The 13,028-nt window shown below is 29.2% G+C and carries 13 protein-coding genes; all 13 read left to right on the top strand.

Annotation, left to right across the window (positions count from 1 at the left end; genetic code table 11):
• The 13 genes from ACHJH3_RS01605 to ACHJH3_RS01665 all read left to right on the top strand — a co-directional run bounded on the left by ACHJH3_RS01605 (position 1) and on the right by ACHJH3_RS01665 (position 13,022).
• Positions 1-1,140, top strand: coding sequence for a glycosyltransferase (locus ACHJH3_RS01605; RefSeq protein ID WP_407063294.1), 1,140 nt, complete (start codon positions 1-3; stop codon positions 1,138-1,140).
• Complete coding sequence (locus ACHJH3_RS01610) at positions 1,133-2,293, top strand: hypothetical protein (protein ID WP_407063295.1); 1,161 nt, start codon at positions 1,133-1,135, stop codon at positions 2,291-2,293. The genes ACHJH3_RS01605 and ACHJH3_RS01610 overlap by 8 nt, the downstream gene beginning before the upstream one ends.
• Positions 2,286-2,750 carry a serine O-acetyltransferase gene (locus tag ACHJH3_RS01615; protein WP_407063296.1) on the top strand — a complete coding sequence of 155 codons (465 nt, stop codon included), beginning with the start codon at positions 2,286-2,288 and terminating at the stop codon, positions 2,748-2,750. Before ACHJH3_RS01610 ends, ACHJH3_RS01615 begins: the two co-directional genes overlap by 8 nt.
• Positions 2,751-2,763: 13 nt before the next feature.
• Entirely contained in the window at positions 2,764-3,537 is a 774-nt protein-coding gene (gene rfbF / locus ACHJH3_RS01620; RefSeq protein ID WP_407063377.1) for a glucose-1-phosphate cytidylyltransferase, read from the top strand.
• An 8-nt stretch (positions 3,538-3,545) separates the two neighbouring features.
• A complete protein-coding gene (gene rfbG, locus ACHJH3_RS01625) occupies positions 3,546-4,637 on the top strand; it encodes a CDP-glucose 4,6-dehydratase (protein ID WP_407063378.1) in 1,092 nt (363 codons plus the stop codon).
• A complete protein-coding gene (locus ACHJH3_RS01630) occupies positions 4,637-5,509 on the top strand; it encodes an NAD-dependent epimerase/dehydratase family protein (protein ID WP_407063297.1) in 873 nt (290 codons plus the stop codon). Before rfbG ends, ACHJH3_RS01630 begins: the two co-directional genes overlap by 1 nt.
• Position 5,510: 1 nt before the next feature.
• Positions 5,511-6,845 (top strand): lipopolysaccharide biosynthesis protein RfbH, encoded by a 1,335-nt coding sequence (gene rfbH / locus ACHJH3_RS01635; protein ID WP_407063298.1) that lies wholly within the window; start codon positions 5,511-5,513, stop codon positions 6,843-6,845.
• A 12-nt stretch (positions 6,846-6,857) separates the two neighbouring features.
• Complete coding sequence (locus tag ACHJH3_RS01640; protein WP_407063299.1) at positions 6,858-7,880, top strand: GDP-mannose 4,6-dehydratase; 1,023 nt, start codon at positions 6,858-6,860, stop codon at positions 7,878-7,880.
• Positions 7,870-8,877 (top strand): glycosyltransferase family 2 protein, encoded by a 1,008-nt coding sequence (locus tag ACHJH3_RS01645; RefSeq protein WP_407063300.1) that lies wholly within the window; start codon positions 7,870-7,872, stop codon positions 8,875-8,877. Before ACHJH3_RS01640 ends, ACHJH3_RS01645 begins: the two co-directional genes overlap by 11 nt.
• Positions 8,874-10,457 (top strand): heparinase II/III domain-containing protein, encoded by a 1,584-nt coding sequence (locus tag ACHJH3_RS01650; RefSeq protein ID WP_407063301.1) that lies wholly within the window; start codon positions 8,874-8,876, stop codon positions 10,455-10,457. Before ACHJH3_RS01645 ends, ACHJH3_RS01650 begins: the two co-directional genes overlap by 4 nt.
• The gene (locus tag ACHJH3_RS01655; RefSeq protein WP_407063302.1) at positions 10,444-11,583 is read left to right on the top strand and encodes a glycosyltransferase family 4 protein; all 1,140 of its coding nucleotides are present in this window, start codon (positions 10,444-10,446) and stop codon (positions 11,581-11,583) included. Before ACHJH3_RS01650 ends, ACHJH3_RS01655 begins: the two co-directional genes overlap by 14 nt.
• 237 nt (positions 11,584-11,820) lie before the next feature.
• A complete protein-coding gene (locus ACHJH3_RS01660) occupies positions 11,821-12,186 on the top strand; it encodes a chemotaxis response regulator CheY (protein ID WP_169940107.1) in 366 nt (121 codons plus the stop codon).
• Complete coding sequence (locus ACHJH3_RS01665) at positions 12,186-13,022, top strand: 50S ribosomal protein L11 methyltransferase (protein WP_407063303.1); 837 nt, start codon at positions 12,186-12,188, stop codon at positions 13,020-13,022. Before ACHJH3_RS01660 ends, ACHJH3_RS01665 begins: the two co-directional genes overlap by 1 nt.
• The last annotated feature ends 6 nt before the right edge of the window (positions 13,023-13,028 follow it).

Raw genomic sequence — 13,028 nt, forward strand, 5'->3', positions numbered from 1 at the left:
TTGAAAAATCTACTATTTTTAACTACAGATGTACCAATTAAACTAAATTCTGGGTACAGAATAAGAACATATAACACATTGAACAGATTGTCAAAACTATACAATATTCACATACTGCATATTTGTGATTTTAAGGAGGCGTATTGTGAATATAATTCATATAGTTTTTTACAAGCAAGACAAAAAAAATTTTATAATTTAATTTATGCAAATATACTAATTAAGCCTTTCTTGCTATTCAGGTTTTCTCCAAAAGGCTTACAGGCTATAGTGGATAAAATGATACAGGAATATGATATTGATACTATATATATGAATATGACTGTGTATGATATAAATATTCATGAGCATTTAAATCTTATAGTTGATCAGCATGACTTTATTAGTGAGACAATGAAAAATGCGTATATGGCTCAAAAAAGAATCTTTTTTAAATTAATTTATTTTTTGGAGTATAAAAAATTTGAAAAATATGAAAATTATTTTTATAAAAAATATGACAATAGACATACAAAAATCATGTGCGTCAAAATTGAAGATTCTATAAAGACTAAAGCCATTGTCAAAAATAGTCAAGTTGAAGTAATAGAGAATGGATTTACTATGTCTAAAGATATTAAAAGTGTGTTTGATCCTAGAATTGTCATAGTAGGGACATCTCATCAAAGAAATTTAAATGCATTGCATGAATTTTATTTTAATATATTGCCTTATTTGTATAAAAAAGCGAATGGCATACCTGTGTATATCGTTGGAGCTTTTAAGATTGAAGATTTGAAATTTATTGACTTTAAAAAATACAATATTTCTGTTCATCTATTCGTAGACAATCTTGCATCATATTATGAGTATGGTTCAATTAGCGTACTTCCGTATAAGATGGGTGGAGGAAGTAAGCTTAAAGTATTAGAGTCTTTTGGCTACGGGATACCTGTTGTAGGTTATCCGTTGACATTTCAGGGTATAAAAGAAGCATCCGATTTTGCAAGTAGTTCAAGTTCGGAATTAATAGATAAGATAGTTGAATTAGCAACAAATAGATCTAAATATGATGTTTATGCAAAGAGATGCTCTAGAATTGCTAAAGATTATGAGTGGGACATAATAACTCAAAAGATGGAAAAATTTTTAAATGAATAAGAAGTTTTTTCTAGGATACCAAATTACTAATTTGATCTTTCAGCTTTTGCTTATCCCTATAGTATATAAAAATTTTATTCTAAGTAATATAGGCGTAGTACTTTCTTATAATATTATAGCTCAGATTTTATTGATTATGATAGGTGGTGGAAGTTCTGTGATAGGAGTTACTGGTAAAGGTAAAAATAATATTTTAATTGATGAGAGCATTATTTTTAGAATTCAGTTTATTATTTCATCCGCTGTATCTTTTTTGTTTTTGTTAGTATCATTTTATATTAGTAGTTTTATATCATTGAATATAATATTTTTTATTTATCTATTATCATCATCAATTGCATCATATTGGCTTATAGTGAAAATAGAGGAGTTTAAATACCTTTTTGTTGCAAATATATTTACTAAAGCTTTGTTTTTGTCAAGTTTGTTTTTTATGATTAAATTTGCACATTTTTCTGAGTCTACTATCTATGCGCTTTCTATAATGCTAGAATATGCTATATTTAATATTGTATTATTATTCAATATAAATATAAGAGCATATTTTATGACAAGTCTCAGTAGTTTCTTTAGCCTAAATGATTTTTATAGTTACATACATGTTTCAGTAGTTGAGCTTATTAAATCACTCTCTAAAGATATTGATAAAATAGTTTTAATTGTTTTTGCTACAGGACAATCGATCGCGATCTATAATTTGGTTTTTAAACTAGCCGATATTCCTGCAAATTTGATATCGCAACTCAACTATACACAGTTTAAAAAGTATAGTAATTTAAAATATGCTAAAAAATTAGCCACAATTCTTTCTGTTATAGCTATTACACTAGAAATATTATTTTTTGATTATATAGTCAGTTTTTTTGTTAATAATGGCGATATATTTTATTTTTATGAATTAAAAACTTATATATTATTTTTTATTTTATTGATTTTAATAAGAAGCCATAAGCAGATTGTAATATTTGAATTGTATCATAAAAGTGCATTTGAAATGCTTCAAAAAATACTTATTTCATATATATTTTTGTATTTGTGGTTATCTTTTTTGTTAAAAATTGATATTAAGACAATATTAATAATAACATTATGTTTAGAGGCATTTTTAGTTATATGTATAAAATATTTTATAAAAAGGCTACAATATGTCTAGAATTATATGGTTTATATATTTTTTATCCCATGCAAGTAAAAATATCAAATTTATTAGCTATACTTTTGTGATAATTAATAGATTTGTATTTTCAATTTACATTTCCCCATTGGCTAAAATCGATCATACTGTAAAATTTTGCTATCAAGGATTGGGGATAGTTATTGGAGGAGATTCTGAAGTTGGAGCAAATTGCGAAATTGGTCAAAATGTAACTATTGGCGGTAGATATTCAGCTAATGAAGTTAAAAAAGGATATCCAAAAATAATGCATAACACCTTTATTGGACCCGGAAGTGCTGTTTTAGGACCAATTTTGATAGAAGATAATGTTATTGTTGGAGCAAATTCAACTGTAATTAAAAATGTATCTAGGCAGTCTATAGTAGTCGGGTCTCCAGCAAAACGAATAAAAATAATTAAAAAAAGGCTAGAGGGAGATAAATATGAAATATAAATGTGTAAACTCGATGAAAGTTCTATTGTTGGCCGGAGGTTTTGGTACTCGTTTATCCGAAGAAACTGGTGTTAGACCAAAACCGATGGTAGAGATAGGTGGCAAGCCGATACTCTGGCATATAATGAAAATTTACTCTTCGTATGGCTTTAATGAGTTTATAGTTTTGCTTGGATATAAAGGGTATTATATTAAAGAATATTTTGCAAACTATTTTTTGCATCAAAGTAATGTGACTATAGAAATGCAAACAGGGAAAATGAAAGTTCTTAATAGTTCTTCTGAGCCATGGGTAATAACTCTTTTAGATACTGGATTGGATACTATGACCGGAGGAAGAATTAAAAGAGCACAGGATTTTGTAGGTAATCATCCTTTTATGTTGACTTATGGGGATGGTGTAAGCGATATTAACATACAAGAACTTATAAAATTTCATAAAAGACATGGAAAAGCTATGACTATGACTTCTGTTCAGCCTGAGGGAAGGTTTGGATCTTTGAATATTGATACAAAAAATATGGTTAATGAATTTAAAGAAAAGCCTAAAGGGGACGGTAATTGGATAAATGCTGGTTTTTTTGTGTGTGAACCAAAAGTATTTAGCTATATCAAAGAAGGTGATGAGACTATCTTTGAACAAGAGCCATTAATCAATTTAGCGAAAGATGGTGAGATATATACTTTTAAGCATGAAGGTTTCTGGAAGCCTATGGATAGCCTAAAAGATAAAAATGATTTAAACAAACTTTGGGAAAGTGGGAAAGCGCCATGGAAAATTTGGTAATTAAAAATATGTTTAATGGAATCTACAAAGACAAGACCGTATTTGTTACAGGACATACTGGATTTAAGGGTGCATGGTTGGTATATTGGCTTTCTCAAATGGGTTCAAAAGTAATTGGATATTCTTTGAATGCCCCAACTAATCCAAATCATATAGGGCTTCTAAATCTAGATATAAATTCTGTCATAGGAGATATTAGATGTTTTGATAAACTAAATCATGCCTTGAAAATAAGCAAGCCTGATATAGTATTTCATTTAGCTGCTCAAGCTCTCGTTAGAACCTCTTATAAAAATCCAATTGAAACATATGAAACAAATGTTCTTGGAACTCTCAATGTTCTTGAGGCTTGCAGAATAAATGACATCAAAGCAATAGTTAATGTTACAAGTGATAAAGTATATGATAATAAAGAGTGGATATGGGGCTATAGGGAAAATGACCCAATAGGGGGGTATGATCCATATAGCTCCTCAAAAGGATGTGCTGATTTGTTAGCTTCTTCTTATAGAAATTCTTATTTTAATATTAAAGACTACAATAAGACTCACAACACTTTGCTTGCGACTTGCAGAGCAGGAAATGTAATAGGTGGTGGAGATTGGGCAGAGGATAGACTGATTCCAGATATTATACTTTCTACACTTAATGGAAAAAAAGTAAAAATTAGAAATCCAAAATCTACTAGACCATGGGAGCATGTTCTTGAGCCTCTTAGTGGATATTTACATATTGGACAAAAGCTTCTCGAAGAAAAAATAGAATTTGCTCAGGCTTGGAATTTTGGTCCAAACAACACTATCGACATTACTGTAGAAGAAGTAGTAAAAAAAATGCAGAAATATTGGAATAAGATAGATTATGAAGTAAACATTGCAGAAAATCAACCCCATGAAGCAAATTTGCTTAAGCTTGATTGTAGTAAAGCAAATACTTTACTTAAATGGCAGAATGTATGGAGTAATGAAGTAACGTTCAAAAAAACAATTGAATGGTATAAGGCTTATTATGAAAATAATGGGGCTGTATTAACTGAGAATGATTTGAAAAGCTATATTGCAGATGCCAAAATAAAAAATATAGAATGGGCATTTAGTTAATGACAATATTGTTATCTGGAGCAACTGGTTTTCTGGGAAGTTATCTTTTAAAGTCTTTTGTGGATGATGGACACAAAGTTATTGCTCTTAAAAGAAGTTTGTCCAATACATATAGAATTAATGAGTATTTACATAAAGCCAATTTTTATAATGCCGATAGAACCAAGTTGTCATATATTTTCAAAAAACATAAAATTGATATAGTGGTTCATGCTGCCACTCATTATGGGAGACATAATGATAGTATAACATCAGTATTGGATACAAATCTAATGTTTGGATTAAGGCTTTTAGAGGAATCTATTTATGCAGATATAAAAGCATTTATAAACACAGATACTTTACTCGACAGAAACATAGATTCATATTCTTTATCAAAAAGTCAATTTGTAGAATGGATGCTTTTTTTGTTAAATAAAAATTGCAAGATTATAAATATTAAAATAGAGCATATGTACGGACCTTTTGATGATGAAAATAAATTTGTGTATTGGTTAATAAAACAATTGAAAAAAAACGTGGAAAAAATAGATTTAACTTCCGGTATGCAAAAAAGAGATTTTATTTATATTGATGATGTTGTTAGGGCATACCAAACCATTATTAACAATATAGATAAATTTTCTTTTTTTGAAGAGTATGAATTGGGAAGCGGACAATCTATTCAAGTAAAAGAGTTTATAAGTAATACAGTTGAAGAATTAGGCAGAAAACATAATATAACTACAAAACTTAATTTTGGAGCAATAAATTATAGAGCAAATGAAAATATGGATATTAAAGTAAATATTGAAAAGCTGAAGTGTTTAGGGTGGAATGCAAAAGTTTCTATAAGAGAGGGAATTAAAAAAACAATAGAAGGAGAAAAGTAAATTGACAGAAGCATGGCGCTTAAAGCAGGAAATTTTACAGAAAACAAAAGAGTACTATAAGTTGGTTCATAAGCCTCTTAGAGAGAAAAAATTCGTAAGTGGTGAAAGCCGAGTAATTTATGGAGGCAGAGTTTTTGATGAGCTTGAAATGGAGTATTTAGTTGATAGCTCGCTCGATTTTTGGTTAACTTATGGAGATTATTCGAGAAGATTTGAAAAGGAATTGGCAAAATATTTAGGTGTTAAATGGTCTTTTTTAGTCAATAGTGGCAGTAGCGCAAACCTTCTTGCATTTTATGCTTTAACTTCACCATTGCTAAAAGATAGACGGATAATGCGTGGAGATGAGGTTATTACAGTTGCTGCTGGATTTCCAACAACTGTTGCCCCAATTATACAGTATGGAGCTATTCCTGTATTCGTGGATATGGATTTGGATTATATAAATATCGATGTGAGCCAACTTGAATTTGCATTAAGTAGAAAAACCAAAGCTGTTATGATAGCACATACCCTAGGAAACCCTTTCAATTTGAAAGCGGTAAAGGATTTTTGCAATAAGCATAATTTATGGCTTATAGAAGACAATTGTGATGCCCTCGGTTCAAAATATGAAGGGAGGTTAACTGGTACATGGGGAGATATAGGAACAAGCTCTTTTTATCCAGCTCACCACATAACTACTGGAGAAGGTGGTGCCGTGTATACCAATAATTCTCTTTTAAAAAAAATAATTCTTAGCATGAGAGACTGGGGCAGAGATTGCTGGTGCGAAAGTGGTATGGATAATACTTGCGGATGTAGATTTTCTAAAAAATTTGGAGACCTTCCAAAAGGATATGATCATAAATATGTATATTCTCATTTTGGATTCAATCTTAAAGCATCTGATATGCAAGCAGCAATTGGCTGTGCTCAGCTCAAAAAGTTATCAGTGTTTATAGAGAAAAGAAAAGAAAATCAGAAAAAACTTTATAATGGTCTTCAGGATATGCAAGAATTATATTTAGTTAAAGCTCAGCCCAACTCTGAACCGAGTTGGTTTGGGTTTATGATGATATTAAAAGACAATGCTGGTTTTGCAAGGAATGAAATTGTTAAATATCTTGAAGAAAATAAAATTCAAACAAGAAATCTTTTTGCGGGCAACATGATTAAACATCCAATGTTTGATTCATTAATTTTAAATTCTGATTATAGAGTTGTCGGAGATCTTAAGGTAACAAATAAGATTATGAGTGATGGTTTCTGGGTTGGATTGTATCCTGGAATCTGTGATGATGCAATTGATTATATAATTAAAAAAATTAGACATTTTATACAGAAAAGTAAATAGAAAGGGTATATGGTGAAATATTTAATAACAGGTGGATGTGGATTTTTAGGATCAAATATAGCTAGTAAAATTATACAAGATGGGCATGAATTAATATTGTTTGATAACCTATATAGATTTGGAAGCTCTCAAAACAAAGAATGGCTTGAGACTCTAGGTAAATTTATATTTGTCTATGGAGACATAAGAAATACAAATGATGTAGAAAAATTAGTAAAAATTTATAAGCCCGATATTATTTACCATCTTGCTGGTCAAGTTGCGATGACAACTTCCATAGACGATCCCAAAATGGATTTTGAGATAAATACGATAGGAAGTTTTAATATTTTAAATGCAGTAAGACTTTATAGTCCAAAATCGGCCATTATATACTCATCTACAAATAAAGTTTATGGTGACTTGGAGCAATATTCTTATGAAGAAAGTGACACAAGATATAAGTGTATAGATAAGCCAAGTGGATTTGATGAAAAAGTACCTTTAGACTTCCACTCGCCTTATGGCACATCAAAAGGAAGTGCAGATCAGTATATGCTTGATTTTGCTAGAATATATGGACTAAATACAGTTGTATTCAGACATTCCTCTATATTTGGAGGAAGGCAATTTGCCACTTACGATCAAGGATGGGTGGGATGGTTTATTCAAAAAGCAATAGAAATTAAAGCAAATATTTTAACAGAACCTTTTACTATCTCTGGTAATGGAAAACAAGTAAGGGATTTGCTATATGTAAGTGATTGCGTAGATTTATATATTAATGCATCAAAAAAAATAGATCTAATAAAAGGGGAAGCTTTTAACATAGGAGGTGGACTAAACAATTCATCTTCTTTAATTGAACTTTTTTTATTTCTGGAAAAAGAACTAAATGTAAAAATGAGATATAAGCAATTGCCAATAAGGGAATCTGACCAAAGAGTCTTTGTGGCTGATATAACAAAAGCAAAGGAACGAATAGGATGGGAACCAAAAGTTTCTAAAGAAGAAGGGCTCGGAAAAATGATTCAATGGATAAGTGATGCAATATGATGTTTCTATATGTATTCCTACATATAACCGTGATAAGTTTTTAGATGAATTGATAGCTAGTATAAATGATAATTTGATAGATATAGATAATTTTAATATTGAAATTGTAATAAGCGATAATTGTTCCATCGACAATACTAATAATATAGTTGCCAAATGGAAGCAAATTATTCCTTGTAAAATAACATATATTGTTAATGACAAAAATTTAGGTCCTGATCTGAATTATCTAAAAGCAGTAAATATGGCTAACGGAAAATATTGTTGGTTAGTGGGTAGTGACGATTTATTAAAGCCAAATGCCATAAAAGAACTATTTCAAATACTATTTAGCAATAATGGAGTCGATATATTTTTATTTAATAGAACTGCTTGTGATTTGAATATGAATATTATTGAAGAAACAAAATGGCTAAATGTAAAAAATGCTTGTAAGGAATTTGATCTGACGATATCAGAACATTTTATTGATTATTGCAATAGAGCAAAATATTTAGGCGCCTTTTTTAGTTACTTAAGCAGTATAATTATAAAAAAAGAAATTTGGGACAAAGTTAGTTTTGACAATGCTTTTAATAATACCGGATATTCTCATGTATATTATATATTGACTATGATTACTAGATTTAACTCAAAACTTTTATTTTTAAACAAATCTTTAATTCTTTTTAGAAGTGGAAATGATTATTTTAGTAAAGACGGGTTTTATAGACGTGTAATGTTAGATTTTAGAGGATATATTCAGCTATCAAAATTAATTCAAATAAATAATCGCAGATTGTTTTTGTCTGTTTTAAAAAAAGAGCATGGATATCTTAGGGTTTTGAAATTATTTTCGCAAAATCTAAGCGAACAAGAACATGAAGAATTATATTGTATACTAAAAGAAATCGGTTATAATCCTTGTTTGTTAAATGTAATAAACATGATAGCTAATAAAAAATTAGTATTTTTTTTATTAAAAATAAAAAAGATGCTTGGAATATACAGATTGTGATTTTATTCAGATTTTTAAATACTTTAAAATTTCTTAAAGTATCTCAAATTTATTGGAGGTTTTATTATAAAATTCGTAGCGAATACAGAAAAATCATAGGATTTAAATATGATATTTCAAAGGATTCAAAAAGTCATACTATAAAATTAATTGATAGTATTTGCATTAAAGGTAGTTATCGCAATAGAGAATTTTATTTTTTAAATAGATCTAAAAGTTTTGATAATGCCATTAATTGGAATTTCTCGGAATTTGGTAAGCTTTGGTGCTATAATTTAAATTATTTTGAATATCTAAATTATTTATCAAAACATGATGGATTGTATTTGATTAATAAATATATAAATGATGCAAGTACTATCAAGTCGGGTATGGATCCTTTCCCTATATCCTTAAGATGTGTTAATTGGATAAAGTTTTTAATAAAGCATAATATTAAAAATAAAAAAATAGATGATAGTTTATATGCACAATATTATATATTAAAAGACAATTTTGAGTTTCATCTTTTAGGTAACCATCTTCTAGAAAACGCATGTTCTTTACTGTTTGGTTCATATTATTTTAATGATGTTAATTTTTATCTGCAGTCAAAAAAATATTTACTAAGAGAGTTAAAAGAGCAAATATTAGAAGATGGGGGGCATTTTGAGCTAAGTCCAATGTATCATCAGTTGATTTTGTTTAGGATTTTAGAGTGTATAAATATAGTTAAAAATAATATTTTATTTGATAAAGAACTATTGCATTTTTTAGAAACAAGAGCTATTAAGATGTTAGAATGGCTTGAGTCTATCACATATAAAAATGGAAATATCCCTCTTTTTAATGATAGTGCATTTTGTGTGGCACCAAATTCGAATCAATTATTTGACTATGCTTCTAATCTAAAGCTTAAATGGAAAAAACAACAAAGTAATTTTATACCATTAAAATATAGTGGTTATTATAAATATCAAAATACTCAATATGAGTTAATTGCAGATTTTGGCAATATTGGTCCTGATTATAATCCAGGACATTCACATTGTGATATATTTAATTTTGAATTATATTATCAAAAAAAACCAATTATAGTAGATACAGGAACAGCAACTTATGAGAATAATACAGCTAGGATGAATCTAAGAAGTGTATTGTCTCACAATACTGTAATAGTAAATAATACTGAGCAATCTGAAATTTGGGGGAGCTTTAGAGTTGCAAATAGGGCTAATGTATATAATGTTTTTGCTAATGCGAAATTATTATCTGGCGAACATGACGGGTATGCAAAAAAATTTGGAATTGTACATAAAAGAGAATTTAAAGTCGATTCAAATAGTATTTCAATCAAAGATAATTTAACTACAAATTGTAAAGCAACGGCTTTCTTGCATTTTCATCCATTGTGTAGAGTTGAATTAAAGGCCAATTGTATTGTTGTAGATAATTTTTGTAAAATTAGTTTTTCTTCAAAAGAGGTATGTCTTCAAGAATACTTTTACCAACCGGAATTCAATAAGTACATAAAAGCAAAAAAGGCATGTATTGTATTTGAAAAAAATTTAAATACGGAGATAGTTTTTGAAGACAGTTAATATTGTAACATCATATTTCTTTCCTGAAAAATCAGCTGGGGCAAATAGAGTCAATAGTATAGTGAAGGAGCTTTCAAAAGAGAATATGGTAAACGTAATTTACCTAGTAGAGAGAGGCAAAGAACTAGATTTAAAATTAACTAAGAGTCAATTTAATTCACATGTAAACTTTCACCCAATTTTACAAAAAAAATTTAAAAATGACAGGTTTTTGGAGAGATGTTTTTATGAAATTTTATATTCTTTAAAACTTAATATTAAAAATATATTCATTAAATCCGATGTGACTATTGTTTCTATACCATATTTGATGTTGCTACCAATTTCTGCTCTTTTTATATTGTTTTATAATAGGAAAACAATATTGGATATCAGAGATCTTATTTGGCTTTATTTGGACTTTTCTGAAAAAAAATATTTGCAGAAAGCAAAAGCGTTTTTAGAAAAAATTTGCATATGGTCTGCGGCTAAATTTGATGTGCTTGTAGCAACCACAAAATCCCAGTTAGATTATTTTAATAAAAATGGATTAGTTATAGAAAATGGTATAGAAAAAACAAAATTTTATCAATTGTCAAACATCCAATATCCAAAAATTGAATCTAAAATATACATTACATATGCTGGAACAATAGGGTTTCCTCAAAATCTGATGACATTTGTAGAAGCTGCAAATATATTACAATATTATGACAGTAGATATGTTTTTAATTTGGTTGGAAAAGGTAGCGATTTAAAACGTATATTGGAATATATTGATCAAAATAAATTAATCAATGTTAATTATTTTGGAGAATTAGATTGGGAATCTCTTAAAAAAATTTATGCCAACTCTCACATTTTGTACGCTCAACTAAAGGATAAAACTTCTTTCAGAACAGCTCAGCCATCAAAAATATTTGAATATGCCTCTACAGGATTTCCAATAATTTTTGCAGGAATTGGGGAAAGTGAAAGGGTAATTAAAATGTTTAAAAATTCAGTTTGTATAATTCCCGAAAGAGCCCAATTGCTAGCCAATGAAATTTTAAAGATTGATTGCTCAAAATCTTATGAAACTATACAAATAGTATTTGATAATTTTATCAGAGAAGATATAATGGAAAAATATAAAATGATTGTATAGATTAAATATAATTATCTTTTATTAGTGTCGTATTTCTTTATTATGCTTAGAGTATAGTATATTTTAAAATATGTGAAAAATATTAACATAGAACAAATTATTATTTAATAAATAGCGAAACCTTACTTATTTTAGACTTTTTAGGCAATATGCGACTATTTATAAGCAAAACTTTTTTAAAGTTTATTTAAATATAAATTTTGATAAAATGGGGCAAATTTAAAAAAGGATGTTATTGTGAAAATTTTGGTAGTAGATGATAGTTCTACAATGAGAAGAATTATAAAAAATACCCTTCAAAGGCTCGGACACGCTGATATTTTAGAGGCTGAGCACGGAGTTGAAGCTTGGCAAATTCTTGGTCAAAATGACGATATAGCAATACTTATAACAGATTGGAACATGCCTGAAATGAACGGGCTTGAACTTGTAAAAAAAGTGCGTGCAGAGCAAAAATATGTCGATATGCCTATAATTATGGTTACGACAGAAGGCGGTAAAGCCGAGGTTATAACAGCTCTAAAAGCGGGCGTAAATAACTATATCGTTAAGCCTTTTACACCGCAGGTATTAAAAGAGAAGCTTGAAGACGTTCTTGGCTAATGCAAAATTCCGCTTTAAAAGATAAATTTTACGAACTTACCGTAGTTTCAAAAAGCTCTTGTGAGCTTTTGCGCGATCTTGTTTTTTCGTTTGGCATAACTTGTATTGAAGAGATTAAAGACGGCTTTATAATTCGCGATGAAAACGAGCTTGACGAGATAGAATTCGGTTTAAAGGAATTTGCTAAAAAGCTTGAAGAGTTAGGGCGCAACGTTGATCTTGAGATAAATTTACAAACAAAAGAGAATAAAGACTGGATAAACGAATACAAAAGAAACATTAAGCCTATTTTAATAGATAAAATTTATATACATCCAAGCTGGGAAGAGCCAAAAGACGGCTTTACTAACATCATAATCGATCCGGCTCTTGCCTTTGGTTCTGGACATCACGAAAGCACTAATGCGTGCGTGGGGTTTTTACAAAAATATGCCAAAAGCGACATGAAAGCTATAGATGTGGGATGTGGAAGTGGGATATTAAGTATAGTTATGGCAAAGCTTGGATGCGTAGTTGATGCTTGCGATACGGATGAGCAAGCCGTAGATAGTTCAAGACAAAATGCCGCTCTTAACGGCGTTAAGCTAAATAAAATTTGGACCGGTTCTATATCGAATTTGGATGAAAAGTATGACGTGGTAGTTGCAAATATAATAGCCGACGTTATTTTAATATTAAAAAATGATTTGATAAAATTACTTCAAAATGGCTCTTATCTTATTTTAGCGGGTGTGCTTGATAAGTATAAAGAGCGAATTTTAGATGCTTTCTCGTCGCTTAAGCTTGTTGAGAGCAAGAGCAAAAACGAGTGGAGCAGCTTTGTATTTCAAAAATAGTTTTAA

The organism is Campylobacter canis (genome assembly GCF_045504005.1).
Classification (GTDB): Bacteria; Campylobacterota; Campylobacteria; order Campylobacterales; family Campylobacteraceae; genus Campylobacter_A; species Campylobacter_A canis.

Excerpts from the sequence above, each read along its gene's own strand:
- ACHJH3_RS01630 (WP_407063297.1), top strand. The coding sequence starts at position 4,637 with ATGACAATATTGTTATCTGGAGCAACTGGTTTTCTGGGAAGTTATCTT.
- ACHJH3_RS01645 (WP_407063300.1), top strand. The coding sequence starts at position 7,870 with ATGCAATATGATGTTTCTATATGTATTCCTACATATAACCGTGATAAG.
- rfbG (WP_407063378.1), top strand. The coding sequence starts at position 3,546 with ATGTTTAATGGAATCTACAAAGACAAGACCGTATTTGTTACAGGACAT.
- ACHJH3_RS01615 (WP_407063296.1), top strand. The coding sequence starts at position 2,286 with ATGTCTAGAATTATATGGTTTATATATTTTTTATCCCATGCAAGTAAA.
- ACHJH3_RS01665 (WP_407063303.1), top strand. The coding sequence starts at position 12,186 with ATGCAAAATTCCGCTTTAAAAGATAAATTTTACGAACTTACCGTAGTT.
- rfbF (WP_407063377.1), top strand. The coding sequence starts at position 2,764 with ATGAAAGTTCTATTGTTGGCCGGAGGTTTTGGTACTCGTTTATCCGAA.
- ACHJH3_RS01610 (WP_407063295.1), top strand. The coding sequence starts at position 1,133 with ATGAATAAGAAGTTTTTTCTAGGATACCAAATTACTAATTTGATCTTT.